This window comes from Pseudoalteromonas sp. KS88 (assembly GCF_004766475.1).
In the GTDB taxonomy this organism is placed as follows: Bacteria; Pseudomonadota; Gammaproteobacteria; order Enterobacterales; family Alteromonadaceae; genus Pseudoalteromonas.
Genome location: NZ_PYHV01000018.1, coordinates 16,095 through 42,091 on the forward strand (window position 1 = coordinate 16,095; position 25,997 = coordinate 42,091).

Consider the following 25,997-nt stretch of genomic DNA (forward strand, 5'->3'; position numbering starts at 1 on the left):
TTTACTATGAGTGAATTTAAAAACATATTACAGCTCGATAGAGAAAGCCAAGCGGCGTTGCTTGCAGATGCTAATGGCTTACTAAAAGACTTAAACGCTGAACAACGTGTTGCTTGGGCGCTTGAAAATTTACCTGAGACGCAGTTTTTATCATCAAGCTTTGGTATTCAAGCTGCTGTGATGCTGCACTTAGTGACAACACAGCGCCCAGACATCCCTGTGGTATTAACGGATACAGGTTACTTATTCCCTGAAACGTATCAGTTTATTGAGCAAATGACAGCGCGTTTATCACTTAATTTAAAAGTGTATAAATCAGCCCTTAGCCCTGCATGGCAAGAAGCTAAGTTTGGTAAGTTGTGGGAACAAGGCGAAGCCGGGATTAAGCAATATAATCAGCTTAATAAAGTAGAGCCCATGACTCGCGCGTTAAAAGAGATTGATGCTGGTACTTGGTTTAGTGGCCTACGCCGTGACCAAGCATCTACCCGTGCTGATAAGCAAATTGTTGAGATTAGCCGCGGTACGGTAAAAGTTTACCCAATTATTGAGTGGACTAATCGCGATGTGTATCAATATTTAACCAAGCATGACTTACCTTACCACCCGCTTTGGGAGCAAGGTTATGTGTCGATGGGTGATGTTCATACCACACGTAAATTAGAACCGGGTATGACAGAAGAGGAAACGCGCTTCTTTGGCTTAAACCGTGAATGCGGACTGCACATAGATGGTGACGGGATTTAATCCTAAATAGTTATCTGAATATTCCTAAACGCAGCTCAGCTGCGTTTTTTCATTTATGGCTAAAGTATACTCAATGAGTAATACTTAATGCGTACTCATTTATGAAACAAGTTTCTTTAGTTTTACTATTATTATTTTATAGCCAAGCGCATGCTGATACTTTTCGTTTAGCGTTGCCTGAAGATGATTACCCTCCATTTCATTTCGCTAACAGTGATAATGAGGGTATATTAAATAAAATTTTGTCTCTATTCTCAGCTGAAACTGGCTACATTATTGAAAAAGTGATCGCATCTGAAATGCGGTCGGTTAAATTAGTGCGTGATAGTAAGGTTGATGCTCGACTTGAATCAAAGGCATGGCAGCCTGATAGTAGCCAGTACTATTGGAGCGATGGCATTGCTACAATAGAGGATATTATTGTTGTCAGTCAAAATGGTGATCCGGCCTCTTTTCATTCGCAAAATGAGTCGATAGCAGGTGTGTTGCTCGCTAACTATGGGTATGTTTTTCCAGAATATGAGCAGTTACTAGCAGATCAGGTGATTCGTAGAGAGAACTTTTATTCTGATCTCGCTATTTTGCATAGCCTCTATAATAATCATAAAAATACACGTTTTACTATTATGTCTCGCGCTGTATTTAATTGGTATCGCCAAAAATACCCTAAGTTTCATATTCTCAATACTAGCCACTTTAGTGTTGGAGAAGAGCCTCTTCAGTTACAGTTTTCATTTACGCCGCGAGGCAAAGTACGTGCAGATTCCTTTAATAATTTTTTAAAAAAGCTGAAAGCTAATGGTGAGCTTGCTAGAATAATAAATAGCTATGAATAAGCTTATTTATTTTTAAATACACTCTTCAAGGAATGAAAATGAAGTATTTTGCCTACATATTAATCATGCTATTACTTATCAGCATCACCACCTTATTTTACCTAAAGCGCCCGGATGGAAAATCTTGGTTGAGCCTAGAACAGATTTCACACACATCAACAAAGCTAAAATCACAAGCGGTAGCTCTATCAAATAATACCTTGGATGAAGCGGTAAAATTAGTAGCAAATACACATCGTGACTTGATACAAAAAACCAATGATGATTTCTCAGCATCTACCGTGATTTATAAATGGCAAGATCAGCATGGGCAGTGGCATTATTCAGATCAACCCAACCCAAATGGTAAAAGTGAAAAAATGCTCTTAGACCCCAACGATATTACTGTGGTTGAAGCCGAAGACACCTCTATTTTAAAAGGCAGCGCCAAGTCAGGCCAGCTTGTTGTTACGCAAAACCCCGCAAATGCGTATAACCCTGTTGTTATCAAAAAATTGTTTGATGATGCGCAGCAAGTAAAGAAAAAGTTGGCAGAGCGGACTGAGCAACTTGAAAAAGCAAACTGAACATATACTTTTGTTTAATAGTGCTAATTATCTAAGTTTATACTCTAACTCATACCCTTTTAACGATCAGCAATGCTAGGAAAGAAAGTATGCTCAATGGCTGAAGGTAAGTTATAGAACTTGAGCCACTCTTGGGTGATTGTATTTATTTCACCGGATTGAATGAGTTGACCTAGCTTATGATCAAACCGATCTCTTAATTTTTTATCGTGAAACACAATAAACGACCCTTGGTAATCCAATAAATCAAGCGAGACGTAATCATTTGGGTTTAAGCCAGATACATAAGCTGTATGCCTATAAAACATTAAGTAATCGCCAATTCTCACATCAATTTTGTTCTTATGCAGTAGCTTATTGAGCGCTTGCTGATTGGCAGTTTCAAAATATTTAACTGAATCTGACTGGGTAAATTTTTTAAACTCATTGCCAAACAAGTTTGATGCCCCAGTAAAACTAGCTAGAGTAAAGCCATTTAAGTCATGTAATTTTTTTATATCGTTCGACCATTGGTCGGTGTGCATGATTACTCTATTTAAAAACTTCACTCTATATTTAGATGTGTAACTATTCGAAGGTGGCATTGCTGTGTAATTAATTGCAACATCAGCGACGCCATTTATAAAATAACGTTTAATAGCATCGTTGTTTAACGAGACTAAATTGATATTGTTGTAGCCTTCTTTGTTAAGAACTTTCAGTAGGATTAGATCGAAATAACCATCACCAGTAACGTCGTCCTCTTGAAAGTAAGGGGCAAAGTTACCTGATGCGATTGTTAATTTTTGCTGTGCAAGCGCCTCTGAACACAAAGCATAGAACATTGTGCTGTATAAAAAGAGTTGATGTAAAAAAGACCTACGTATTCTTTGTATTAGCATGAATGCTGGCCGATTTATTGTGCTTATCTTCTAAATTCATAAGGATCAATGTTAAACAAATCTTGGTTGGCAATGAAAATAAAACACCGAACGCAATACACGATGCACTAATAACAATCTTATTAATACTAGTAATAGCATCAAAATAGTCAGAAACCAAAAGATAGTGACCTAATATAATAAGACTTAAGCCCAATATTATGCTTAATCTGAGTATTTTGATGATTATTAGAGGAGGCATCAGTACGCTTTGTTGATTACTAATACCTTCAGTGTAGCCAAAAATCCTTAGTTCAACTTGTTCTGAATCAAATAAGCAACTATTGAGGCTGCGCAGTAGTAAGTAGCGCAGCCTCTAGGCAGTATTATTGCTCAAGCATGTTTCTTAAAACGTATTGAAGGATGCCTCCATGTTTGTAGTAGTCCCATTCCTTAGGTGTATCAATACGCACATCAGCACTAAAGCTCACTTGTTTCTCCTCACTGTTAGTGGCTATCACACTGACTTCGTTTGTTTTATCAAACAGGCCTTCAATATCAAATGTTTCTTGGCCCGTGAGTCCTAAAGATTCATGGCTTTCACCTTCTTTAAATTGCAATGGAAGTACGCCCATACCAATTAAATTAGAACGATGAATGCGTTCATAGCTTTGCGCGATAACAGCTTTAACTCCTAACAATAGGGAGCCTTTTGCAGCCCAGTCTCGTGATGAGCCTGTGCCATATTCAGCACCTGCAAGCACAACTAATGGCGTGCCTTGCTGTTGATAACTCATCGCAGCATCATAAATACTTGCTAACTCGTCTTCAGGCTGAGTACGTGTGACACCTCCTTCAGTGCCTGGGGCAAGCAGGTTTTTTAATCTTACGTTGGCAAAGGTGCCGCGCATCATCACTTCATGATTACCACGACGTGAGCCATAAGAGTTAAATTGGCCTTTTTCAACACCATGTTGTTGCAGGTATTCACCCGCCGGAGCACTGGCTTTAATTGCACCTGCTGGCGATATGTGATCGGTTGTGACAGAGTCACCTAGTTTTGCTAAGCAACGTGCTCCACTAATAGTTGGGATGCCTGGGGGCTCAACTTCCATGCCCTCGAAGAAAGGGGCTTTCTTAATGTATGTAGATGCATCATTCCAGTCATACAGTTTACCATCAGGTATTTTGATTTGTTGCCAACGCTCATCACCTTTATATACATTGCCATAGCTAGAGGCGAACATCTCTTTAGTCACTGTTTTTTGTACCAGTTCATTGACTTCATTTACGCTGGGCCAAATGTTTTTCAAGTAAATGTCATTACCATTTGCATCTTTTGCTAATGGCTCGTTGTATACATCAATATCAGTTCGTCCAGCAATTGCATATGCCACAACCAGAGGTGGTGATGCGAGGAAGTTCATTTTTACATCTTGATGAATACGCCCTTCGAAATTACGGTTACCCGATAGGATAGAGCTTACAACTAACTTGTGTTTTTGAATTGCATCAGATATTTCATCAGCAAGTGGTCCAGAGTTACCAATGCAGGTAGTACAGCCGTAACCCACAAGGTTGAAACCAAGGGCCTCTAAGTCATCCATTAACTCAGCATTTTTTAGGTAATCAGTGACAACTTGTGACCCAGGAGCTAAAGAGGTTTTAACCCAAGGTTTAACATCTATACCGAGTTGACGGGCTTTTTTGGCAACCAAACCTGCGGCTAAAATTACGCTTGGGTTTGATGTGTTAGTACAGCTGGTGATAGCGGCAATAACACATGCGCCATCGTTGAGCTCAAACTCTTGGCCTTTAAATTTCACTTTAGCTGCGCCCATAAATTGAGCTTCATCTACTGGTTCATCAGGATTGGTCGTAGGGCCTTCACTTTCAATACGAGATTGCTCTTCGTCGCTTTTATCGCGGTTTGCGATACGATCATCTTGAAAGCCTCTTAAATGCTGAGTAATAACATCACCAGCTTGATCTAGGGGAATTCTATCTTGTGGACGTTTAGGACCTGCTAAGCTGGGTACTATGTCATCAAGTTTTAATTCGAGCTTGTCGGTGTAATGAGCTTCATCGCCGGCATTACGCCATAAACCCTGGTGCTTGGCGTAATCTTCGATTAGTTTTAATTGTGTTTCATCGCGGTTAGTTAGGCGTAAATAGTTAATTGTTTCATCATCAATCGGGAAAATACCGCAGGTAGCACCATATTCAGGAGCCATGTTAGCGATCGTTGCGCGATCGGCTAATGGTAGGTCGGCGAGGCCATCGCCATAAAATTCAACAAATTTGCCAACCACGCCATGCTTTCTAAGCATCTCTGTTACAGTCAGCACTAAATCTGTAGCGGTCGTTCCCTCAGGAAGACGGCCATTGAGTTTCATGCCCACTACTTGTGGAATAAGTAAGCTGATAGGTTGTCCTAACATTGCGGCTTCAGCTTCTATGCCCCCTACGCCCCAACCAAGTACACCCAAACCGTTGATCATTGTTGTATGAGAGTCAGTCCCAACGAGTGTGTCGGGGTAAGCAAACTTTTGGCCATTGCGCTCTTCATTAAATACCACACGGGCGAGGTATTCTAGATTAACTTGGTGAACAATACCGGTTGCGGGTGGCACCACTTTTAGGTTATCGAAAGCAGTTTGACCCCAACGTAAAAACTCATAACGCTCTTTATTGCGTTCATACTCAAGTTTGGCATTTAAATCAAACGCGCCGTCATCGCCATAACCATCAACTTGCACGGAATGATCAATAACAAGTTCTGCAGGAGATAGTGGGTTTATTTTGGCAGGGTCGCCACCGAGCTTTTCCATGGCATCACGCATGGCTGCTAAATCAACAATGGCAGGCACGCCTGTAAAGTCTTGCATAACAACGCGCGCAGGTGTGAAAGCAACTTCTGCGCTTGGTTTAGCTTGTGGATCCCAATCTAATAAGGCTTCAATGTCTTGTTTTTTTATGTTGATGCCATCTTCATTACGTAACAAATTTTCAAGTAGTACCTTGAGTGAAAAAGGTAGTCTTTTGGCTTTATCACCGAGCCCCTGTAATGAATGAATGTGAAATTGCTCGCCGTTAATTGTGAGTTGTTTTTGGGTGTCAAAACTATTGCTCATTATATGCCCCTTTGTGTTACCGGTGCTGAATGCGTTGGTATTGTGAATATCCTTAAATATAACTTTAGCGTTTAATAGCTAAACTTTTACTAGTCAATTTATTGCAAAATATATAGTGCAAAGTGTATACCAAAATTGGATTGTTGCATTTTTATACATCGCATGTGCTAAGTGTGGTGGTAGGCTTTTATTTTTCAAGGGGGTTATATCCAAGCCACCTCAAGATGCGCGCATCGTTGGAATTCTGCATTTTTAGGTGGTTTGGGTATTCTAAGGCAAGCGCCTTCTTGGTGTTATTTTAGCCAGCCTTTATGTATTGCTTTGTGGCTAATAGCTAATAGTAAAAGAGCGATAATAATTACAAGTATTGGCATAAATACAGCGCTAGCACCCATAAGTTCTAAACTATTTATAACGACAAAATTATAAAACTGTTGTACAAAAATCGCTAATGTAGAAAGTGCAAATACGCTGCGAGCTAAGGCTTTTTTACACAGCAGTAATATACAGCCTAACGTTCCGCCAAACACCGCAATAGCAAAAGCAAGTGTTGACCATAATGGAATGTTTGAATAGGCAGCTTGTTGTTCTACCGGGAGTTTACTGATCATTTCAGGAGTCATTAGCATTTGCATCACAAAGGCTATAACCCCAAGTAAGTTCCAAACAAGTGCCGCCCATGCAGTGCTTTTTAGCCAAGTTGGTAAAGTGTGAGTTGTCATAATACCCTTTTTTAATTGTTATTATAAAAGAGTAATTAAAGACAGCTATTGCTTAATTGACAAGTACTTTTTAATTTAACCAAATGAAATAGGGCGACGACCCGTTTTTTCGTCCACTTTTGGCTTTTTCGTGCGTTTACGTTTACTTTTAGCTGGCGTTGCTGCTTGCTCAGGTGCTTTAGCAGTTTCAGATTGTGAGCTTTCTGTTGGTCTTTGCGCGGGGGTTGCGTCTTCACTCAAGGTTAATTGAAACCATTCACCATCAAACTCAAGTACATCACCACTGTATAATTTTTTCCGTTTTATTGTACATATTTCATGGTTAACGCCAACATAACCTTCAGTAATTAAATTTTTTGCTTGGCCACCACCTTCTACTAAATCAAGAACTTTGAGTAGTTTGCATAGTTCAATGGGTTCTTCTTCTAATTCAATTTCAATGTATTCGTCGTTCATGTTTGATCTCAGTGAGGTAGGGCATAGTCTTTATTATAAAGGCTTAGAGCGAGTTTTGCACTATCGCTTAATTGGCAATTTAAAACTCTTATCTGGAATTTAAAACTTTTCTAGTCTTTCTCACGTATTTAAAAAAACTGTAGCATTTTAGCGTTAAGCTCCAGCTTTCAAATCTGGCCTGTTATTTGCCAATACATGTTTCAAATTTATATCCGCTAGATAGCAGCAACCAAAGTGTAAATGTTATTACACTGATTATGGAGTAGAAAATGGGCGTAAGATTAGCAATGAGAAAAGAGTTAATGGGGTTGAATAACTCAGATATGTTAACAGCCGATGATGTCAGAACCCACCTTACAAAAACAGTTAAGCAGCGCTCACCAAATATTAAAAAAGGGTTTTCAGTGATTTCTAAGTTTAACGATAATCACAGTCAGCTTGTCAGTGGTGACAACAACAAAGAGCGCTTACTTAAATTTGAGCGCCATCGTTTGTTCAAAGATGTGTTGTATACCCGCCAAAGTGTTGATGCGTGGTTAAACAGCCAAATCAATTAAGTTGCATTTAATGGCTGCCTCCAATAGACTACAAGTGTAATCAATAGGGGCAACCATGAAAAACGGACTTTTAACATTCATCTTTCTCGTACTTTTGGCAGCATGCCAACAACCCACCGTTTATATCTTTAGTGAAAACCTTCAGGATGAACAGCGAAAGCAGCTTGATGCGGCGTTAAAAGCACAATCATTACCTTATGAGTATGTTGATATTGGTGTGCCGAGAGAATTTGGCGCAGCTACATTGATGCTAGCAAGTGATAAAATCCTCCGCGCGCAGGCGCAGCAATTAACGGTTATTATGCAAGAGTTGGGGTACCAACCAGAAGTAAGTTATACAACACGTGCAAATCACTTTTATGGTGATGGTAATATTGGTTTTTATTTAAAAAATAGCGATCCGGATGAAGCGTTTACTATGCCGAGAAACCTACGCACCACTGAGTGTGAAAAGGATGAGTATAATGATTTAGCGGTGAGTTTCACTGGTCAACATGCTGAGTTCACTTTAACCAGCGGGGCAAAAGTGACATTAAAATGGGAGTATTTATATGGTTACTTAGTTATTTACTACCGTAATTATTCGCAAGCATACAACCACACTCAGCCATTGATCAATACACCTTTTGGCGTCAAGCCATCAGACACATACACTATAACGGCTTATGTTAATAAGCCCAGCTGGCTAAATTGCTCATTACAAGTCGTTTATATGGATTAATGCAGATCTAACCATGGTTTTCAATATGCTCACTAAGCTTTGCAATGCGCTCGCTCATTCCTTCAATTATACGGTCTTTAATTTTTTCGCGAATAACATTGGGTAATCGTGTTAACGCTTCTGGGGTGACAGCTAATACAATAGTATCGCACATTGCACGGGCGCTGGTGCTTCTAGCACGGTTATTAATAAACGCACCTTCACCTATAAATTCACCGGGCTCAATTGTGCCTAAGTCGAGCAAGTGGCTATGCCTAAAAATAACAATTTTGCCGCTCAATATAATATAGAGCTGTTTATCGTTATCAAACTGCTTAAACACAAAACGATTTTGTTGCACTAAATATAAGTGGCTAAATGATTCAAGCAATATTTGTCGTTCGTCTAAGGTAAACTCTTTAAAAAAGTTTAGCCTGTTGATGATCTCCATTTGCCTTATTAATGGAATATGTTCAATTAACTTCATAGAAATAGGTCATTGCTGTTACTTGCTATCAACTGATATTGCGCTCTTTTAACTTACGGGTCAATGTATTGCGGCCCCAGCCAATTTTAACCGCCGCTTCTTGCTTATGCCCTGCACAGTTAGCTAATGCTGTTTTTATTAAACGAGTTTCTAATTGCGCTTGAATATTCGGCCAGATATTCTCTTTGCCTTGCTTTAACTCTTGATTGAGCCATTGCTGGAAAGAGTCAAGCCAGTCGCCTTCTTGTTGAGTGGCTTCAGCTTCGAGTATTTCAGGCGGTAAATCTTGTTCACTTACCAGCTCACCAGGCGCCATAACAGTTAACCAGCGACAGGTGTTTTCAAGTTGGCGAACATTACCTGGCCAATTGAATAGACGCAGTAAATCAGTAGCTTTAGGGCTGAGTATTTTACTTTCTACTTGTAGGTCTTTTGCACTTTTATGTAAAAAGTGTTGCGCTAAACGCTCTATATCTTCGGTGCGTTCACGCAAGGCTGGTAAGCGTAACCTCACTACGTTTAAACGATGGAATAAATCATCCCTGAATTTACCTTGCTTAACAAGATCTTCAAGGTTTTGGTGTGTTGCAGCAATAATACGTACATCAACTTTAATACTTTGATGACCACCTACGCGGTAAAACTCGCCATCAGCAAGCACACGCAGTAAACGTGTTTGCACATCAAGGGGCATGTCACCAATTTCATCCAAAAATAAAGTGCCGCCATTAGCTTGTTCAAAGCGACCTTTGCGCACTGTATCGGCGCCGGTAAATGCGCCCTTTTCGTGGCCAAAGAGCTCAGATTCAACTAACTCTTTTGGAATTGCCGCCATATTTAGAGCAATAAATTGATTTTCTTTACGCGGGCTGTGGTTATGTAAGGCACTTGCAACGAGCTCTTTACCTGTGCCTGACTCACCATTAATGAGTACGCTCATACTCGATGCTGACAGCTTACCAATCGCTCGAAATACCTCTTGCATAGCAGGCGCTTCACCAATAATGTGAGCACTTTTTGGAGGCGCAGCTTTACGCTTAGTTTTCTTTGCTGAGTTTGCACGGCAAGCACTCTCGACCAAAGCGACCGCTTCATTTAAATCAAATGGTTTTGCGAGATATTCAAAAGCACCTTTTTGGAATGCATTGACCGCGGAGTCTAAATCTGAGTGGGCAGTCATGATGATTACCGGTAATCCAGGATTTTGTTCTGCGATTAACTCCAGTAATGCCATGCCATCCATGCCAGGCATACGTACGTCAGAGACAAGCACGGTTGGTTGGCTAAATTTAAGTGCTGTTAATACATCTTGTGCATTAGCAAAACTTTCAGTATTAAATCCTGCGCGCGAAAGCGCCTTTTCTAAAACGAAGCGAATAGACGCATCATCATCAACAAGCCAAACTGTTTTCATGGCGACTCCAACCGATTAATCCACAAAAGGCAGATATATATTAAATTCTGTGTGACCAGGCCAGCTATCGCATTCGATATAGCCGTTATGTTGGTCTATAAGAGTTTGCGCTATTGAAAGCCCTAATCCGGATCCCCCTTCTTTGTTGGTGATCATCGGATAGAAAAGAGTCTCTCTAATACTGCTATCTATTCCTGGTCCGTTGTCTGATATTTGGATCAGCAGTGCTTTTTTAGGCGCCTTTCCGGGCCTGCGCTGTTGATGGTTAATGCGTGTTTTTAGCTTAATCACACCCCCATCAACAAGTGCTTGCTGAGCGTTGCGAACAATATTTAATACCACCTGTTGAATTTTCCCTTGATCTATATACACGTCGGGAATGCTCGGGTCGTAATCTTTTTCTAGGCTAATATTGTTATTACTATCAAGTGTACTCAATTTAACAACCGACTCTAACGTTTGGTGAATGTTACCGTGTGTCTTTTTTAGTAACTGATTCGGTCCTAACAGTTTATCAACGAGCTCACGCAGGCGATCGGCTTGTTCAATTATAAGTTCAGCACATTGGTCTCGCTCTTGCTGATCAACCTCATACTGCAATAATTGCGCCGCTCCGCGTATTCCACCAAGGGGATTTTTTATTTCATGAGCAAGGCCCCGTATTAAGTTACGTGCGGCTTGGTATTGGTGCATCTGATTGGAGGCTTGGTCATGGCGAATTTCATCATCGGTTTGACGACATTCAAATAAAATATAAAACGCATCATCAAGCTTTACACGGCGTGCACTGATGGCTAACTTTGCGTGGCGAGAATCTACGAAAACCACGTCTGCTCTGTGCTGGTGGCAATCCACCCCGTCGATAAGTGAGTAGTGAGCTATACGTTTAAGGTCTACAGAGTGGTAGTTAAATAAGCTATCGAACGGTTGGTTGAGCATCCGTTTAGGGCTGAGTCCTAATAACTCACTGGCGCTGTCGTTTACATAAACAAGGGTAAAATCTTTATCTACCAAAATAACCGCGGTGGTTAGGTTTTTCCAAATACTGGCAAGTAACTCAGGGTCAAATTTTTTATTATCGGGCATGTTGCACCATTTTAGTGCGTTGATGATAACCGCAGCTTAGCATACTTTATTTATTTACAGTCGCAACCAAATGGACTGCTTCATATTTATAATGCAGATTGTCTATGCATAAAAAATACATGGCTTGGGCTTACTGCGATAAGTTTACCTGTTGGGTCAAATAGCTTAACTTGTAAAGAATGTTCACCACGGTCAACATTTCTAAGCGCAAACGTATTAGTTGCACTTGGTTGAGCATGTGCGATCCCATCAACGAATAATTGAACTTTAAAGTCACTTTCAAAGCGAGGGGTTACGCGACTATTTACGTATACCGAACCGGTATTTTCTCTGATAGTTTGTTCATTTTCAGGCGACGCTATTTCTATTTTAAAAGGCTTTATTGCAGTCGGTTTAGTTTCATTTAAAATGCTGGTATCCGTTGTTGGCATGGAGAGTACTTGACTCGTTAGTTTGACTTCTACTGCCCCAGGCCTGGGCGTGTCTGAAAAAACGAGTACGCCATTTTTATCTTTCCATGAATAAATCTTCTTATCACCAGCTTGACTGTAAAAACTGAATAAAATGATTATCAATAAACCAAGAATTGTAATTTTCACTTTTCGGCCAGCCTTGCATTTCAAAAAACTGCTTAAACTTTAGTGGAAAAAAAACCGTTTTGCCATAAAAAAAGCCCGACAAGCGGGCCTTGAGAACACACATTAAGACTTGTCTATAATCTAGACAATTCTATCTACAGCGAATTAAACGCTGTAGTACATTTCAAACTCAACTGGGTGAGTTGTCATGTTAAGCTTTTCAACTTCTTGAGACTTAAGGTTGATGTAAGCATCGATTAAGTCATCAGTGAATACGCCACCTTGCGTTAAGAACTCACGGTCAGCACTTAGTGCTGCAAGTGCTTCGTCTAATGAAGCTGCAACTTGTGGAATTTCAGCTGCTTCTTCTGCAGGTAAGTCGTATAAATCTTTATCCATTGCATCGCCAGGGTGAATCTTGTTTTTGATACCGTCAAGACCAGCCATAAGCATTGAAGCAAATGCAAGGTAAGGGTTAGCAGTAGGATCTGGGAAGCGCACTTCGATACGACGACCTTTTTCTGAAGGTACCACTGGGATACGGATTGAAGCTGAACGGTTACGTGCAGAGTATGCAAGCATTACTGGTGCTTCAAAGCCTGGTACTAAACGCTTGTACGAGTTAGTAGAGGCGTTAGCAAAAGCGTTAATTGCTTTAGCGTGTTTGATGATACCACCGATGTAGTAAAGTGCGTCTTCAGAAAGACCGCCGTACTTGTCGCCAGCGAATAAGTTAACGCCGTCTTTAGCTAAAGATTGGTGACAGTGCATGCCTGAACCGTTGTCGCCAACGATAGGCTTAGGCATAAATGTCGCTGTTTTTCCATATAAATGAGCCATGTTGTGAATAACATATTTCATTTCTTGGATTTCATCAGCTTTTAATACCATTGTGTTAAAGCGAGTAGCGATTTCGTTTTGACCAGCTGTTGCAACTTCGTGGTGATGCGCTTCAACAACTTGACCAAGCTCTTCAAGCACTAAACAAGTAGCTGAACGCCAATCTTGTGAAGAATCAACTGGTGAACATGGGAAGTAACCGCCTTTAACACCTGGACGATGGCCAGAGTTACCGCCTTCGTAATCTTTATCAGAGTTCCATGCAGCTTCTTCAGCATCAATTTTATACATTGAGCCTGACATGTCAGTTTTATATTTAACGTCATCAAATAGGAAGAACTCTGGCTCTGGGCCGAAAAGCACAGTATCAGCGATACCTGTAGAGCGCATGTATTCTTCTGCGCGTTTTGCAACAGAACGCGGGTCGCGCTCATAACCTTGTAATGTAGATGGCTCTACAACGTCACAACGAACGATTAATGTTGCTTCTTCTGTGAATGGGTCAAGCTTTACTGATTCAGCAACTGGCATTAATACCATGTCTGATTCATTGATGCCTTTCCAACCTGCGATTGAAGAACCGTCGAACATTTTACCGTCTTCAAAGAAGTCTTCATCAACTTGGTGATGAGGAATAGAAACGTGTTGCTCTTTACCTTTAGTATCTGTAAAGCGTAAATCAATGAACTTAACGTCATTTTCTTTAATAAAATCTAAAACCGATTGTGACATGTGTCCTCCAACTGTTGGGTTTTATTATTGCTGCATAACTGCTTTTGAGTTTAAGTAAGCTGATTTTGTGCCAGTTTTATAACCGATTGTTTATAGTGCGGAAAAATAAAAGCACTTGAAATACCAATTAACAAAAGCACCAACTTGGTGCGTAAATGTTACTTTTTGGTGCAATGTTTACAACGCGTGTTTGCTGACAATTTAATCACTTTGAAATTAGCATAACCTAAATGCTAAAGACTTCCAAAAATATCCTAAAAATAGTCAAAATGACCGAATTGAACTAAATAATTGAAATTTAATTCATATATTTGTCATATATAAAACAGATACTTAGTAAAAGTATTGAGAAAGTTTTGAAATTTATATTGGATAAACTTTCATCCATGTCATTAATGAGGGATAATATGCGCCCTTTTAAATCCTATGCTGGGACATCTGGTGAAAACGCAGATGAGTGCGTAGATCTTGCAGGATCAATGAGAATAAACTTCTCTGAGTAAATATATGAGCATCGAACAGTTAAGAAATATAGCGATTATCGCGCACGTTGACCATGGTAAAACAACCTTAGTTGACAAACTACTTGAGCAATCAGGTACATTAGAAACACGCGGCGGTAACGAAGAGCGCGTGATGGACTCAAACGACATTGAGAAAGAACGTGGTATTACCATTTTGGCTAAAAACACGGCCATCTCTTGGAATGACTACCATATCAATATCGTAGATACCCCGGGACACGCCGACTTTGGCGGTGAAGTTGAACGCGTACTTTCGATGGCTGACTCAGTATTATTACTTGTTGATGCTCAAGAAGGTCCAATGCCACAAACGCGTTTCGTAACGCAAAAAGCATTTGCGCAAGGCTTAAAGCCAATCGTTGTTATCAACAAAATTGATAAGCCAGGCGCTCGCCCAGATTGGGTTATGGATCAAATCTTTGATTTATTCGACAACCTTGGCGCAACTGACGAACAGTTAGACTTTAAAGTAATCTATGCATCAGCTATCAATGGCTGGGCAACACTAGATTTAGACGAGCCATCAGACAACATGGAACCTATGTTTAAGATGATCGTTGACGAAGTATCACCACCGGATGCAGATCCTGAAGGTGACTTCCAAATGCAAATCTCTCAGCTTGATTACAACTCGTATAAAGGTGTAATCGGTATCGGCCGTATCAAACGTGGTTCTGTTGCGCCTAACCAACAAGTTACAGTTATCAGTGCTGACGGCACGACTCGTAACGGTAAGATTGGTTCAGTACAAAGCTACCTAGGCCTTGAGCGTATTGAAACGGATAAAGCGTTCGCTGGTAACATCGTAACAGTTACTGGTCTTGGCGAGCTTAAGATTTCAGATACGATTTGCTGCCCTAACAATGTTGAAGCATTACCACCACTAAGTGTTGATGAGCCAACAGTAACGATGACGTTCTCTGTAAATAACTCTCCGTTCTGTGGTAAAGAAGGTAAGTTTGTAACATCACGTAATATTCGTGAGCGTTTAGACAAAGAATTAGTACACAACGTAGCACTTCGTGTTGCTGATACAGATAACCCAGATAGCTTCCGTGTATCGGGTCGTGGTGAATTACACCTTGGTATCTTAATCGAGAACATGCGTCGTGAAGGTTATGAGCTTGCTGTATCTCGTCCAGAAGTAATCTTACGTACTGTTGATGGTGTGTTAGAAGAACCGTATGAAACACTAACAATTGACTGTGAAGAAGAGCATCAAGGTTCTATCATGGAGCAAATTGGTCTTCGTAAAGGTGAGCTAACTGACATGGCACCAGATGGTAAAGGCCGTATGCGTATGGACTTTATGATCCCAAGCCGTGGCTTAATCGGTTTCCAAACTGAGTTCATGACACTAACATCAGGTTCTGGTTTACTTTACCATACGTTCGATCACTACGGTCCGCACAAAGGTGGCGAGCTAGGTGTTCGTAAGAACGGCGTAATGATTGCTAACGCAACAGGTAAAGCACTTACTAACGCGTTATTTAACTTACAAGAGCGCGGCCGTCTATTTATCGGTCACGGTGTTGAAGTTTATGAAGGTATGGTTATCGGTATTCATAGCCGTGATAACGACCTTACAGTTAACGCACTTAAAGGTAAGCAACTTACAAACGTTCGTGCATCTGGTACAGATGAAGCACAATCTCTTGTTCCACCTCTAGATTATACACTTGAGCAAGCGCTTGAGTTTATCGATGATGATGAGCTAGTTGAAGTTACACCTGAGAACATTCGTATCCGTAAGCGTCACTTAACTGAAAGTGAGCGTAAACGTGCGGGTCGTGCTCCTAAGTCATAATCTATTAATTTAGAATAATGATTTTAAAAGCCGCTGTATTGAAAGATACAGCGGCTTTTTTGTTTTTAAAGTAAGAGAAGTTTTCAGTTTTTAGTATTGAGCTCTAAAAGAGTAAGAGCTAAAACAACTGATAATGTAAAACCCCTATTTTTTGGGTTTCGCTGCGCTTCTAACCTACATACTAACTTACATCACTTTTTCAGTAGCAAAGTGATTTTGCCAAACACATCAGCATCTATATAGCCAAGGTTACGACTGCCGTTAACAGGCTGTACGTCGTGTGAGCCCATAAAGTGCTCACGCACTTTACTGCCGTCGTTATCGCAGTAGGCGAGCATAAAGCCGACGACTTGCTTTGGCGTTAATTTAAGCGGGGTGTTTTGCGTGCCTTCTTGGTAATCATTTGGGTAGAGCTTTATTGCTACTTCCCAAGTGATATTGTAGGGGGCGTTCGTATTACGCTGCCAGCGACTGACTAAGTGGTCTGTGTATAAGTGAGGCTTTTTATCTGGCCCGAAATCGGCGGCTTGGTTATCAAGGCCAATATGATAGGCAAATGCTGTATGGTTAAATTGATGTTTACCGCCAGATGCGTCACTGTCAATAAAAATTTCGAGGGCATCATCATCCCAATATTTTACCGTTGGATCTGGGTGTGTATCAATTAGTACATCATCAGCAATATCAGCTTGCAAGTACAGATAACCCTCATCCCACAGTAATTTGTAGCGACCTTTAAAGTCCTTGCTTGAATCAGGGAGAATACCATCCATAAGGTATGGCATGGTTTGCCAAGTGGCTTTGTCCCAGGCGCTTTCAGCAACACCATCAATAGTAATTGGCGTAGATGTGTGTTCTACATCAATAGCGAAAGCTGCATTACATACTAATAAGCTTGAAATCAATGCTGATTTTTTCATGTTATTCTCAAATATATATTTTTAGTAATATTGTCTGAAACATAGTTTGAAAACAACAAGTAAAAAGGGACGACTGCTAAATAACATCTGTAGTTATCAGCATACGATAAGAACAGATTTTTACATTTTTTAGTGTTTAAAACAGGTAAAATAACGGGGTGCTTAAACTAATACACATTCAAGGAATTATTGTGGCTAAAGCGTTACCCTTAGTTATGGTTGTGTTGTTATCAGGTTGTACTTCTTCACAAATGATGAGCTCGGGTTGTGATTTTGTTGTTGGCGGCGCACAAAGCCAGCAACGACAAGCGCAAAACCTTGCTATGGATAGGACAGATACAAACCAAGAAATGAATGTGATTAATGGGTTCTTACAGATGCTATTGGGGCCAATCAATCGTTCACTTGGTGGTAATGAATGCAGTACTGAAGACCCCGATAATATGTATCCAAACGTCGCTTTATAAAGCGACGCTTTCTCCTTCATTTAAAATATACAGAGGAGTTGGCGACTCCATTTTGTTGTACATGTGTAATAAGCGCAGCAGTGCTGAGTGGCTGCTGTGATCGCCCATTTTCCAACTAGAATTTCCATACCCCCATGGGATCATGACCTTACAGTTAAGGTCTTGTGCTGCACTTAGCGCATCCTCTGGTGTGGTATGAACGTAACGATACCAGTCGCCATTTTCTTCATGGTAATAAGAGGCTATGGGTATTAAACAAATATCAATTTCACCATATTTTTGCTCAATATCGCTAAAATGCTGTGAATAACCTGTATCACCGGCAAAAAACAGTGTTTTACCATTTTGTTCAAGTAGCCAGCTACTCCATAGATCTTTATCGTTATCTTCGTAGATAAACGGCACTAAAACACGACTACTAAAATGGTGTGCAGGCAATGCATGAATGGTTAAATCATCGATCTTGGTTTTTGCATACCAAGCCATTTCGCTAATATTAAAGCCACCCGTGGGGAAGTTATCTGCCATACCGAGTGGTGTTAGATAGCGAGGTGAATTGCCGATTTCTTCTATATCTGCTTTATTAAAATGATCATAATGAATATGTGAATACATCACAGCGTCTAAGTTATTTATTTCGCTTTTTGTAAGCCAATCGCCAGGTTTACGGTAAAACCCAGAGGCGAGTCTAAAGGCTAAATCAACAGGAGAATCAAATTGATCTTTAACTGGATCAAATACCACTTGTTGCCCATTGGGGGTTTTTATCATAAACCCAGCATGCCCGAGCCAACGAACAACGAAACCAGTTTTGAGTTTAGGATTTATTCGCTCGCCTTGGTACTGACAGTTTTCAGCCTCTGTTTCACATACTAAGCGAGTGTTTTTTGGGTAGCAGTCACTTTTACAGCTAACAGGGTAAGTTTTTTTGCCGGGGTAAAGGTTATGATAGCGGCCAGCTCGTTCACCATCTTTATGAAGAGGTACAATCGTATCTGGGCCAGCAATGATCTGCACATGATTCGCAGCACTACACGCTGCTAGTATGCTCGAAACGATGATCAGACTAAAGGTACGTATTTTCATTGGTAACTGAGTTTATTATTGTAATTGCTTAAAGTGTACCAAAAACAGCTGATTAAAAAATATTAAAAAAGTAACAAAAAATAACAAAAAAGCCTGCAAAATTGCAGGCTTAATACTTTTTAACTCACCAACTCGCGGTTTTTAAATAACCTGAACTCTGGTTTATCCCGCTTTATTCATTTGCTCAATGAACTTATTAGAATCAGCGATAGACTTATTCATGTCATCCATTAACACTTTTATGTCGCGTTTGAGGCTAGTAAATTCACCTTGAATTGCTGTTACAGCTTGCGCATTAAGATTATGTTTTAAGTATAAAACATTATCTCGTAGTGATGATAATACAGGTTCCATTTTGCTTTCGGCGTTACGCATTGAGCGTAATAACTTTTCAAAATCGCGCTTGGTTGAATTAAGTTGCTTATTGCTTTGGCGTTTTAATGAGGCGTTTGTGTATTGCTCTAATTCATCGGCCCATTCGTCGAACAATGCCTCTGCTACGTCCTCAACTTTATTTATATTAGTGGTTACGTCATTGGCAGCTGAGAGGCTTGACTCGTAATCACTATTAAGTTGGTCGTAGGCTTCTTTTAGGTCGCCGCCATCAAAGTTAATGAGGGTAGATAAACGATCTAAAGCCGATTGAAATTCTTCTTGAGACTCTTCCTGAGAGTCCTTAGTTTCTTCAACGCGGTCAACCAAAATGTCGCGTTTGTGTACACCTACAGATTCCATGGCAGAATAATAAGCAGATTGGCAACCTGTTAAGGTCATTGTTAACGCAAGTAAGGGTGCGCTGAGTACTGAAAGTTTTTTCATTGAGATCCCTTTTAATTCCCGTTTAGTTTTTAAATTATGTGGTGGATTGCTATGATAATCAAAACTATTTTGCAAAAAGTTAACTTATGAACGACAGGGTAGCACATTATAAGCATCAAGCAGGCTCATTTCTGCGTCAGCAGCCGGGCTGGTGGATGCAGTATTTAAACCGCTGTATTGATGACCAAATCACAGTTAATGCGGGCTATTTAGCGTATGTAACATTACTCTCATTAGTGCCTTTAATTGCGGTTGCAGTGGCAATATTTTCAGCTTTCCCTGGTTTTGAAGATACGCGAGTTGCGATTGAAAACTTTTTGTTCACTAATTTTGTGCCAGCGTCTTCAGATGCAATAAGAGAGCATGTGAGTTCATTTGCAGGTAACGCTAACCAGATGACAGCGGTAGGGGTGAGCTTTTTAGCAGCAATAGCGTTGTTGTTAATGAAAAATGTTGATGCGACGCTTAACCGTATCTGGCGTATCAAGAAGAAACGACCTTTGATGATTTCACTCTCTGTATATTGGATGATTTTGACTTTGGGGCCTGTTTTATTAGGGGCCAGCATTGGTATTTCTTCGTATATTGTTTCTTTAGTTTCATTTGCAGATCAAGGAATTCCGGGGTTTAGTGGCTTTTTAATAAAACTTTTACCCTTTATAATTTCTATGGCGGGCTTTATTTTGCTCTATACTTTAGTTCCAAATACACCTGTTCCATTTAAGGCGGCGATCCCCGGTGCAATTTTTGCTGCGGTTTTGTTTGAATTAACAAAAAAAGGGTTTGCTTTGTATATTAGTCACTTTCCATCCTATGAGTTAATTTATGGGACAGTGGCAACCATCCCAATTTTGTTTGTTTGGGTATACCTTTCGTGGACGGTCGTGTTACTAGGTGCAGAATTTACAGTGTGTATTAGCCCTAAAAATATCGAAGATACACCCGAGATCCAACTTGAAACGGACTCATCACACACATAACATTTGCACCGCTGATACAGGAGTCAGCGTTATGCAGTTATACCCAAGCATCACCCCTTATAATGACTTTCATCTGAGTGTCGGTGAGGGTCATCAGCTTCATGTGCAAGAATATGGTAACCCCAATGGGCTTCCTGTAATTATTTGCCATGGTGGCCCAGGACTTGGTTTAAATCGCGATAATTGCCGTTTTTTTGATCCCACTCGTTATCGTATTATTTTATATAGCCAGCGTGGCTGTGGCCTGTCTACTCCTCACCAAGTAAGTCAAAATACCTCTGACCATCTCATTGAGGATTTGAATTACCTCAGACAATCATTGGGTATCGATAAGCTATCGCTTTGTGGAGCATCATGGGGCGCAACACTATGCTTGCTGTATGCAATTAAGTATCACAAACACGTTGCAGGACTTATACTACGCGGTACATTTTTAGCGACTCACGCTGATTTTGAATGGTTATATGGCCCAAGTGGTGCTGCGGCACAATTTTACCCTGAGCTTTATCAAGACTTCTCACAAAGCCAACGTGATGTGAAAAGTATTTTTGCGTCTTATAAGCAGCACTTATATGGCGATGATCAAATTCATGCCAGTCACTATGCAAAGCAGTGGTGTCAATGGGAGGCTGTTCTATCACAAGGAAAACAGTCACCGCAGTGGGCGCTAAATTGCCCTCAGCAAGGGCTTTTTATGGCTCGTTTAATGGTGCATTTTTTCAGCGAGAATTGTTTTATTGAGGAAAACTATATTGTAAAAAATAGCCATAACTTGCATAAGCTACCTATGTGGTTTATTCACGGTAGACATGATTTAGTCTGCCGTTTCAGTGTAGTACAACAGTTTGCAAAACAGCTCAATGCACAGCTATTTGTGTTAGATGAAATTGGGCACGGTGTTGATAATCAGGTATCTTTGTCAGCAGTGCGGCGTGCTGCCGATCTTATGTCTATCAAATTATCGAGGAATAAATGCAAGGATTAATTCAGCGCGTAAAACACGCGAATGTACAAGTAGATAATCGTGTTATAGGTCAAATTCAACAAGGGATATTACTGTTATTAGGGGTTGAAAAGCTCGACGATAAAGCAGTCGCAGATAAACTGCTGCATAAAGTGAGCAACTACCGTATTTTTACAGATGAAAACGATAAAATGAATTTGAGTTTAAAGGACATTCAAGGTGAGTTGCTGGTTGTATCGCAGTTCACATTAGCCGCAGATACCAAAAAGGGTATGCGACCTAGCTTTTCATCTGCAGCAACGCCAGATCAAGCACGTGAGTTATATGAATACTTTGTGAGTCAGGCACAGTCTCAAGGAATAAAAGTCGCAACGGGTGAATTTGCCGCAGATATGCAAGTGAGCCTCTGTAACGATGGTCCGGTAACCTTCAATTTAAAGGCCTAAAAGGTTTATTTACTTATCATGACAATATGATTTGTGTAGTCGGGTATTTTTTCAATATTGGGGGGCTTGCCAAACGTGGCGCTTAACAGTTGCTCAAGTTGTTTGAGTTGTGATTGATGCGCTGATAAAAAGTTAATAAATAAATGCCCGTTAGTGCTAAGCGCATCCCGTATTTTTTCATAAAAATGGTGTTTATATAAAAAAACGGGTGCATCTAGCTGACTAAAGAGATCAAGAATAACCCAATCATATTGTGCGTTTTGACTAAGCGCTGCTTGAGCGTCAGAACACTTTAAATTACTGGCATTAACACCATCAAAGAAGCGCTTATAACAATCAATAATGCTGGCGTTTTTTTCAATAGACGTGAGTTGGCAATCAGGGTTAGTGTGTTGTATATAATTGCGAATAGCGCCAGCTCCAAGGCCCAGCTCAAGTACTTTTTGGGGTTTAGTCAAAGGCAGCCATAAACAAGCTAGCGATTGTAAGTGTGGAAACAATAGATGGCTTGGATTATTTTTTTCAACCACTGACTGTAATATATCGTTGATGAGTAACCAGCGAAACTGCTCGTATTGGCGAACTTGAATGCAATCAGCACCCTGTTTGTGCCAATAGATAAGCTGTCCGATGCGATGGCAATCTTCGATAAAGCTATGCTTTACAATGCCAGCACTTACAATTAAATTTTCCATATATGTATCTTAGACGAGTCAACATAAACCGCCAGCCTGTTAAGCTTGTTTTACAGTTCAAATAAGGGCTCACCAAAGTCGTATTCCAAGTTTTTTAAAGATAGCGTATGGTAGGTCGCAATAAAAAACGCTGCTTTATATTATTTATCGATGGTAGATATGTTTAATGCGGTAATAGCACAACAGGAGAATGTATGTTTCAGGTAACTACGCCACAAAGCAGTGAAGATTGGCAGGCATATTATCAATTACGCTGGCAGGTATTACGTGCACCTTGGCAGCAGCCGCGCGGCTCTGAACAAGATGACTTGGAACAGGACGCTGAACATCGGTTTATAAAAAATAAATCTGGAGAAGTGCTTGGTGTTGCTCGTTTACATTTTAATAATCAGCAACAAGCGCAAGTACGTTATATGGCGGTTGCTGAGGGAAATCGTAATCAGCATATTGGTAGTCGGTTGTTGCATGAGCTTGAAAAAATAGCGTGGACGCAAGATGCTGATGAGTTGGTGTTATTTGCACGTGAACGCGCGTTAGAGTTTTATAAGCGCCATGGCTATGAGTTAAAAGAAAAAGCACACTTGGCTTACGATGATGTGCAGCACTTTAAAATGATCAAGCAAAAACCGTCTGAGCCTGGCTGGTTTCGTCATCCTAATTGGACCCAAGTGTTACAAAATACATGGCGCGAATCGATTCCAATCAGTGATGCGATGGGAATTAAAGTTGAAAGCTATACTGATTGGCAATTTACCACCCGCGCTGATTTAAACGCCAACCTAAACCTACATAATACGATGTTTGCAGGTTCTATCTATAGCTTAGCGACGTTAACAGGTTGGGGCGCAACTTATTTAGCGCTTAAAGAGGCCGGTCTTGAAGGTAATATTGTGCTTGCTGATGCCAATATTAAATACTTAAAACCACTTAATAACGATCCTCGTGGCTGTGTCGATTTAAGTGCTTGTAAAGGTAAACTGGTGGAGCTTGAAACAGATTCTAAAGCAAGCTACATAGTGCCCGTTGAAATTTACGACGGTGAGTTACTTGTAGCCGAGTTTGAAGGCACATTTAAAATCATTAAGTAGCCTGAATTTAGCACTAATAACAAAAAGGCCAAGCGATTGCTTGGCCTTTTCTTTAGAGTAAATCAGTTAATAAAATACCCACACCTATGCGCTCAATATCCGCGTTGTAATCGATCAAGCTTTCGCCATAGCCATTAAAGTATTGTGCATAACCTCTTAATCGGCCCCATAGCGGGAATGACCAGTCAAGCTGGATCGCACCGCGGTTATCTGAATTTAAGTTATTGCGTGTCATAAAACTAAATTCATGCTCTTCGTAGCGATAAGCGCCACCAAACTCAAAATAGCCCATATATTTGTATATATCTGGGTTATCGTCGCCCTTGGCTTCCATAGGATCTTCTTTTCTATCTTCAGGAATGCGGTACCAAGGCTTGAAACTAAATACAAAGCCATCTTTCTCCCATAAGAAATCAGCATAAATTCGATTCCATGAACGAGAGTTAGGCTGACTACGACCATTTGATTGATGCACCATCCCTATAGATATCGCCATTTCATCACCCCAAAGTACGTTTTCAGGGTCGAGGTAGTTAATCCAAAAAATTTCAGGCTCATAGTTTGTTTCGCGAAATGGCGATGAAATTTCGTTGTTATAAAACTGCCAAAATGACTGCAAGGTAAAACCAAAAAATACAGTTTGATCGTCATCTGCAAAATCATTATAGAGCGGTACTTTAATTGAAAGTTGGTACTTCACTTCTAGGTTATCAAGCTGCTCGCCGCTGGGTTCGTCAGATAGTTCGTTTAGTCGGCCAAAAGGGCGAGTATTTGGATTTGATACATAGGATAATGGCAGCAAATAGTTACGCTTATGGGGCGTGATAACATTGCGATTTTTTTGACTTACTTGTTCACGTGCTTTGCGTTTATCAAGCGCAGTTATTTGCTTAGTTTCATCTAGTGCAGAACATTTTTTTCGAAGCTGTGCTAGGGTTTGGTTTTCGTCCCCTGCTATTGCTTCGTTTAAGATGCATTGTTTTACTAATTCAATATCACTGTCTTGTTCGTTTGTCTTTTGTGGGTCTGCTTGTTGTGCCAACACGCTAGTTGATAACAACGTAGTAAGTAAAATCCCATTGCGCCAAGTCATTATTATTCCTTTGGTAAACTAAATAGAGAGTCTATGTGGAGCTGGTGGACTTGTGCCACTGCTTAAGCGGCTGAAAGTATTTATTCAGTTTATCTGTCCACAAGCAACTTTAACAGAAGATCTGTGAATTGTTACTGAACCTAATACATTTTGGTGCCTTTTGATTACAAATACAAAGAAAAAGCGGCCGAAGCCGCTCGTTCATGCACTTTTTCCGCTTGGATAATCGTGCTCTCACGCAATGAGAAGGGGTGAGCTCTAAAGAATCTAAAGCTCAAATACGTTGGTGAAAAATTTGTAGAGTTCGGTGCCTTGATTCACACTTGCTGAGGCAAAGTGCAAAATTGCAATGGCATCACAATCGAGAGTGAGGGTTTGTAATGGCTGCTCACTAAGGTAGCGCTCCATTCGTAATACTTTAGCAATTGGCTCGCCAGCTTTAATATGGCCACCAAGCGGGGCTATATATTCAACCATGCCACCCATGGGCGCGTAGTAAGCGAAGTAGTCAGCGAGCAGACAGCCATAGCGCTTCATTTGTTTTGGTTGAAAGGGCGCATCAACAAAAACCTGCTTATGATTTAAATAACTTAAAATACTGTTGGCGTCATCCAGTGCTGCGCTTAAATCGATTTTTTCTTGGCTACCTAGCTCAACAGTAAACGCTTCGACTTGTACGTTAAATTCACGGCCTTGCTTTGCTAATTGTTCAGTTAATTGCCACCAAGGACAAAAGCTGGCTTCGTCCATTGCGCCGTCAAAGTCATTTGGAATAAGTAGTACGTGGGGGATATTGAAATAGCTGGCGCTTTGCTTTGCGTAGTCAGGGCAATATAGGTGCTGGCTAGAAATAGGGCCTGTGTGTAAGTCGAGGACAATATCTGCTTGATGTGCGAGCTTTTGCAAATTAAGCGCAATACGTTTACCTGTGGTTAAACGATAATCGGGCCCTGTTAATTGTTGATCTACTTCATCTATCAGCGCGGATTTAAACGCTGTTTTTAAGGTTTCATCATCGGCATCACGGTATTGCTCTGCAAAGTTAACAGCTAATTGACTGTTGCAATGATACATACGGTTCCAGTTAGTGCCCGTAATTGGATCAAAGCGACCAAGAGTAAATTCCCCTGACTTTTGATTGCAACCAATTGGGTTCGCGTAGGGCACTAAAGTGATATCACCTTTTAAGTTCAGTTGCTTTAGCTGTTCGAGCAATTGATAAATGACCGCGTTGCCTTGTACTTCCGCGCCATGCATATTTGCTTGTATATAAACGCTTGGTCCGCTGCCATCGCCTTTTAAACGATACACCGGAATGGTTAGCGGTAAGCCGTTGGCAACCTCACCCACGACAATGTTTTCTTGGCTGATTGGGGTTGTATTACTCATCTCA

26 protein-coding genes are annotated in these 25,997 nt (G+C 40.6%); 11 read left to right on the top strand and 15 right to left on the bottom strand.

Annotated elements, in window-relative coordinates; all coding sequences use genetic code 11:
• Positions 1 to 6: 6 nt before the first annotated feature.
• From C7Y70_RS11250 to C7Y70_RS11260, 3 genes are all read left to right on the top strand, one after another.
• Positions 7 to 747 carry a phosphoadenylyl-sulfate reductase gene (locus C7Y70_RS11250; protein ID WP_135474992.1) on the top strand — a complete coding sequence of 247 codons (741 nt, stop codon included), beginning with the start codon at positions 7 to 9 and terminating at the stop codon, positions 745 to 747.
• Positions 748 to 848: 101 nt separating this feature from the next.
• Positions 849 to 1,583 carry a transporter substrate-binding domain-containing protein gene (locus tag C7Y70_RS11255; RefSeq protein WP_135474993.1) on the top strand — a complete coding sequence of 245 codons (735 nt, stop codon included), beginning with the start codon at positions 849 to 851 and terminating at the stop codon, positions 1,581 to 1,583.
• Between the two features lie 38 nt (positions 1,584 to 1,621).
• Entirely contained in the window at positions 1,622 to 2,149 is a 528-nt protein-coding gene (locus C7Y70_RS11260; RefSeq protein WP_135474994.1) for a DUF4124 domain-containing protein, read from the top strand.
• Between the two features lie 59 nt (positions 2,150 to 2,208).
• Here the strand turns inward: C7Y70_RS11260 and C7Y70_RS11265 are convergent, their stop codons facing one another.
• The 4 genes from C7Y70_RS11265 to C7Y70_RS11285 form a co-directional block, all read right to left on the bottom strand.
• Complete coding sequence (locus tag C7Y70_RS11265) at positions 2,209 to 2,973, bottom strand: transporter substrate-binding domain-containing protein (protein ID WP_167850811.1); 765 nt, start codon at positions 2,971 to 2,973, stop codon at positions 2,209 to 2,211.
• Positions 2,974 to 3,395: 422 nt separating this feature from the next.
• A complete protein-coding gene (acnA, locus tag C7Y70_RS11275) occupies positions 3,396 to 6,143 on the bottom strand; it encodes an aconitate hydratase AcnA (protein ID WP_135474996.1) in 2,748 nt (915 codons plus the stop codon).
• A 293-nt stretch (positions 6,144 to 6,436) separates the two neighbouring features.
• Positions 6,437 to 6,865, bottom strand: coding sequence for a hypothetical protein (locus C7Y70_RS11280; protein WP_135474997.1), 429 nt, complete (start codon positions 6,863 to 6,865; stop codon positions 6,437 to 6,439).
• A gap of 75 nt (positions 6,866 to 6,940) precedes the next feature.
• Positions 6,941 to 7,321, bottom strand: coding sequence for an RNA-binding S4 domain-containing protein (locus C7Y70_RS11285; RefSeq protein WP_099295479.1), 381 nt, complete (start codon positions 7,319 to 7,321; stop codon positions 6,941 to 6,943).
• A gap of 269 nt (positions 7,322 to 7,590) precedes the next feature.
• On the opposite strand from C7Y70_RS11285, the gene C7Y70_RS11290 reads away from it, so the two are divergent.
• Together C7Y70_RS11290 and C7Y70_RS11295 are read left to right on the top strand one after the other, a co-directional pair.
• The gene (locus C7Y70_RS11290) at positions 7,591 to 7,878 is read left to right on the top strand and encodes a hypothetical protein (protein WP_135474998.1); all 288 of its coding nucleotides are present in this window, start codon (positions 7,591 to 7,593) and stop codon (positions 7,876 to 7,878) included.
• Between the two features lie 55 nt (positions 7,879 to 7,933).
• Positions 7,934 to 8,599: a hypothetical protein gene (locus C7Y70_RS11295; protein ID WP_135474999.1), complete on the top strand. Its 666-nt coding sequence runs from the start codon at positions 7,934 to 7,936 to the stop codon at positions 8,597 to 8,599.
• 7 nt (positions 8,600 to 8,606) lie between these two features.
• On the opposite strand, the gene C7Y70_RS11300 is transcribed toward C7Y70_RS11295, so the two are convergent.
• The 5 genes from C7Y70_RS11300 to glnA form a co-directional block, all read right to left on the bottom strand.
• Entirely contained in the window at positions 8,607 to 9,065 is a 459-nt protein-coding gene (locus C7Y70_RS11300; protein WP_135475000.1) for a cyclic nucleotide-binding domain-containing protein, read from the bottom strand.
• Between the two features lie 28 nt (positions 9,066 to 9,093).
• Entirely contained in the window at positions 9,094 to 10,479 is a 1,386-nt protein-coding gene (gene ntrC / locus C7Y70_RS11305) for a nitrogen regulation protein NR(I) (RefSeq protein ID WP_099295475.1), read from the bottom strand.
• A gap of 15 nt (positions 10,480 to 10,494) precedes the next feature.
• A complete protein-coding gene (glnL, locus tag C7Y70_RS11310) occupies positions 10,495 to 11,565 on the bottom strand; it encodes a nitrogen regulation protein NR(II) (protein WP_099295474.1) in 1,071 nt (356 codons plus the stop codon).
• Positions 11,566 to 11,651: 86 nt separating this feature from the next.
• A complete protein-coding gene (locus tag C7Y70_RS11315) occupies positions 11,652 to 12,164 on the bottom strand; it encodes a DUF4124 domain-containing protein (protein WP_099295473.1) in 513 nt (170 codons plus the stop codon).
• A gap of 144 nt (positions 12,165 to 12,308) precedes the next feature.
• Positions 12,309 to 13,715, bottom strand: coding sequence for a glutamate--ammonia ligase (gene glnA, locus C7Y70_RS11320; RefSeq protein WP_099295472.1), 1,407 nt, complete (start codon positions 13,713 to 13,715; stop codon positions 12,309 to 12,311).
• A gap of 507 nt (positions 13,716 to 14,222) precedes the next feature.
• On the opposite strand from glnA, the gene typA reads away from it, so the two are divergent.
• Complete coding sequence (typA, locus tag C7Y70_RS11325) at positions 14,223 to 16,046, top strand: translational GTPase TypA (protein ID WP_099295471.1); 1,824 nt, start codon at positions 14,223 to 14,225, stop codon at positions 16,044 to 16,046.
• 191 nt (positions 16,047 to 16,237) lie between these two features.
• On the opposite strand, the gene C7Y70_RS11330 is transcribed toward typA, so the two are convergent.
• Positions 16,238 to 16,966: a CBM9 family sugar-binding protein gene (locus tag C7Y70_RS11330; RefSeq protein ID WP_135475001.1), complete on the bottom strand. Its 729-nt coding sequence runs from the start codon at positions 16,964 to 16,966 to the stop codon at positions 16,238 to 16,240.
• Between the two features lie 191 nt (positions 16,967 to 17,157).
• Between C7Y70_RS11330 and C7Y70_RS11335 the strand changes: the two genes are divergently transcribed.
• A complete protein-coding gene (locus C7Y70_RS11335; protein ID WP_135475002.1) occupies positions 17,158 to 17,433 on the top strand; it encodes a hypothetical protein in 276 nt (91 codons plus the stop codon).
• On the opposite strand, the gene C7Y70_RS11340 is transcribed toward C7Y70_RS11335, so the two are convergent.
• Positions 17,428 to 18,519, bottom strand: a complete 1,092-nt coding sequence (locus C7Y70_RS11340) for an MBL fold metallo-hydrolase (protein ID WP_099295468.1) — start codon at positions 18,517 to 18,519, stop codon at positions 17,428 to 17,430. The two genes, C7Y70_RS11335 and C7Y70_RS11340, sit on opposite strands and share 6 nt — an antisense overlap.
• 162 nt (positions 18,520 to 18,681) lie before the next feature.
• The gene (locus C7Y70_RS11345) at positions 18,682 to 19,338 is read right to left on the bottom strand and encodes a DUF2959 domain-containing protein (protein WP_099295467.1); all 657 of its coding nucleotides are present in this window, start codon (positions 19,336 to 19,338) and stop codon (positions 18,682 to 18,684) included.
• 86 nt (positions 19,339 to 19,424) lie between these two features.
• On the opposite strand from C7Y70_RS11345, the gene C7Y70_RS11350 reads away from it, so the two are divergent.
• From C7Y70_RS11350 to dtd, 3 genes are read left to right on the top strand one after another with little or no spacing between them, the layout of a single operon-like run.
• The gene (locus C7Y70_RS11350) at positions 19,425 to 20,318 is read left to right on the top strand and encodes a virulence factor BrkB family protein (RefSeq protein WP_099295466.1); all 894 of its coding nucleotides are present in this window, start codon (positions 19,425 to 19,427) and stop codon (positions 20,316 to 20,318) included.
• Positions 20,319 to 20,349: 31 nt separating this feature from the next.
• On the top strand, positions 20,350 to 21,303 hold the full coding sequence (locus tag C7Y70_RS11355) for an alpha/beta fold hydrolase (protein WP_135475003.1): 954 nt from the start codon (positions 20,350 to 20,352) through the stop codon (positions 21,301 to 21,303).
• Positions 21,291 to 21,728, top strand: a complete 438-nt coding sequence (gene dtd, locus C7Y70_RS11360) for a D-aminoacyl-tRNA deacylase (RefSeq protein ID WP_135475004.1) — start codon at positions 21,291 to 21,293, stop codon at positions 21,726 to 21,728. Before C7Y70_RS11355 ends, dtd begins: the two co-directional genes overlap by 13 nt.
• Positions 21,729 to 21,733: 5 nt before the next feature.
• On the opposite strand, the gene C7Y70_RS11365 is transcribed toward dtd, so the two are convergent.
• Positions 21,734 to 22,423 carry a methyltransferase gene (locus C7Y70_RS11365; RefSeq protein ID WP_135475005.1) on the bottom strand — a complete coding sequence of 230 codons (690 nt, stop codon included), beginning with the start codon at positions 22,421 to 22,423 and terminating at the stop codon, positions 21,734 to 21,736.
• Between the two features lie 194 nt (positions 22,424 to 22,617).
• Between C7Y70_RS11365 and C7Y70_RS11370 the strand changes: the two genes are divergently transcribed.
• Positions 22,618 to 23,511 (top strand): bifunctional GNAT family N-acetyltransferase/hotdog fold thioesterase, encoded by an 894-nt coding sequence (locus C7Y70_RS11370; protein ID WP_135475006.1) that lies wholly within the window; start codon positions 22,618 to 22,620, stop codon positions 23,509 to 23,511.
• A gap of 52 nt (positions 23,512 to 23,563) precedes the next feature.
• Here C7Y70_RS11370 and C7Y70_RS11375 read toward each other — a convergent pair whose 3' ends face one another.
• Positions 23,564 to 24,604 (bottom strand): phospholipase A, encoded by a 1,041-nt coding sequence (locus tag C7Y70_RS11375; protein ID WP_135475007.1) that lies wholly within the window; start codon positions 24,602 to 24,604, stop codon positions 23,564 to 23,566.
• 267 nt (positions 24,605 to 24,871) lie between these two features.
• Positions 24,872 to 25,993: a succinylglutamate desuccinylase/aspartoacylase family protein gene (locus C7Y70_RS11380; RefSeq protein ID WP_135475008.1), complete on the bottom strand. Its 1,122-nt coding sequence runs from the start codon at positions 25,991 to 25,993 to the stop codon at positions 24,872 to 24,874.
• Between the last annotated feature and the right edge of the window lie 4 nt (positions 25,994 to 25,997).

What these genes read in the sequence shown, in the direction of transcription:
- ntrC (WP_099295475.1), bottom strand. Translation starts at nt 10,479, where the DNA reads ATGAAAACAGTTTGGCTTGTTGATGATGATGCGTCTATTCGCTTCGTT.
- C7Y70_RS11370 (WP_135475006.1), top strand. Translation starts at nt 22,618, where the DNA reads ATGTTTCAGGTAACTACGCCACAAAGCAGTGAAGATTGGCAGGCATAT.
- dtd (WP_135475004.1), top strand. Translation starts at nt 21,291, where the DNA reads ATGCAAGGATTAATTCAGCGCGTAAAACACGCGAATGTACAAGTAGAT.
- typA (WP_099295471.1), top strand. Translation starts at nt 14,223, where the DNA reads ATGAGCATCGAACAGTTAAGAAATATAGCGATTATCGCGCACGTTGAC.
- C7Y70_RS11350 (WP_099295466.1), top strand. Translation starts at nt 19,425, where the DNA reads ATGAACGACAGGGTAGCACATTATAAGCATCAAGCAGGCTCATTTCTG.
- C7Y70_RS11260 (WP_135474994.1), top strand. Translation starts at nt 1,622, where the DNA reads ATGAAGTATTTTGCCTACATATTAATCATGCTATTACTTATCAGCATC.
- C7Y70_RS11285 (WP_099295479.1), bottom strand. Translation starts at nt 7,321, where the DNA reads ATGAACGACGAATACATTGAAATTGAATTAGAAGAAGAACCCATTGAA.
- C7Y70_RS11265 (WP_167850811.1), bottom strand. Translation starts at nt 2,973, where the DNA reads ATGTTCTATGCTTTGTGTTCAGAGGCGCTTGCACAGCAAAAATTAACA.
- glnA (WP_099295472.1), bottom strand. Translation starts at nt 13,715, where the DNA reads ATGTCACAATCGGTTTTAGATTTTATTAAAGAAAATGACGTTAAGTTC.
- C7Y70_RS11300 (WP_135475000.1), bottom strand. Translation starts at nt 9,065, where the DNA reads ATGAAGTTAATTGAACATATTCCATTAATAAGGCAAATGGAGATCATC.
- C7Y70_RS11375 (WP_135475007.1), bottom strand. Translation starts at nt 24,604, where the DNA reads ATGACTTGGCGCAATGGGATTTTACTTACTACGTTGTTATCAACTAGC.
- C7Y70_RS11340 (WP_099295468.1), bottom strand. Translation starts at nt 18,519, where the DNA reads ATGAAAATACGTACCTTTAGTCTGATCATCGTTTCGAGCATACTAGCA.
- C7Y70_RS11280 (WP_135474997.1), bottom strand. Translation starts at nt 6,865, where the DNA reads ATGACAACTCACACTTTACCAACTTGGCTAAAAAGCACTGCATGGGCG.
- acnA (WP_135474996.1), bottom strand. Translation starts at nt 6,143, where the DNA reads ATGAGCAATAGTTTTGACACCCAAAAACAACTCACAATTAACGGCGAG.
- C7Y70_RS11290 (WP_135474998.1), top strand. Translation starts at nt 7,591, where the DNA reads ATGGGCGTAAGATTAGCAATGAGAAAAGAGTTAATGGGGTTGAATAAC.
- C7Y70_RS11250 (WP_135474992.1), top strand. Translation starts at nt 7, where the DNA reads ATGAGTGAATTTAAAAACATATTACAGCTCGATAGAGAAAGCCAAGCG.
- C7Y70_RS11365 (WP_135475005.1), bottom strand. Translation starts at nt 22,423, where the DNA reads ATGGAAAATTTAATTGTAAGTGCTGGCATTGTAAAGCATAGCTTTATC.
- C7Y70_RS11355 (WP_135475003.1), top strand. Translation starts at nt 20,350, where the DNA reads ATGCAGTTATACCCAAGCATCACCCCTTATAATGACTTTCATCTGAGT.
- C7Y70_RS11380 (WP_135475008.1), bottom strand. Translation starts at nt 25,993, where the DNA reads ATGAGTAATACAACCCCAATCAGCCAAGAAAACATTGTCGTGGGTGAG.
- C7Y70_RS11295 (WP_135474999.1), top strand. Translation starts at nt 7,934, where the DNA reads ATGAAAAACGGACTTTTAACATTCATCTTTCTCGTACTTTTGGCAGCA.
- C7Y70_RS11255 (WP_135474993.1), top strand. Translation starts at nt 849, where the DNA reads ATGAAACAAGTTTCTTTAGTTTTACTATTATTATTTTATAGCCAAGCG.
- C7Y70_RS11330 (WP_135475001.1), bottom strand. Translation starts at nt 16,966, where the DNA reads ATGAAAAAATCAGCATTGATTTCAAGCTTATTAGTATGTAATGCAGCT.
- C7Y70_RS11345 (WP_099295467.1), bottom strand. Translation starts at nt 19,338, where the DNA reads ATGAAAAAACTTTCAGTACTCAGCGCACCCTTACTTGCGTTAACAATG.
- glnL (WP_099295474.1), bottom strand. Translation starts at nt 11,565, where the DNA reads ATGCCCGATAATAAAAAATTTGACCCTGAGTTACTTGCCAGTATTTGG.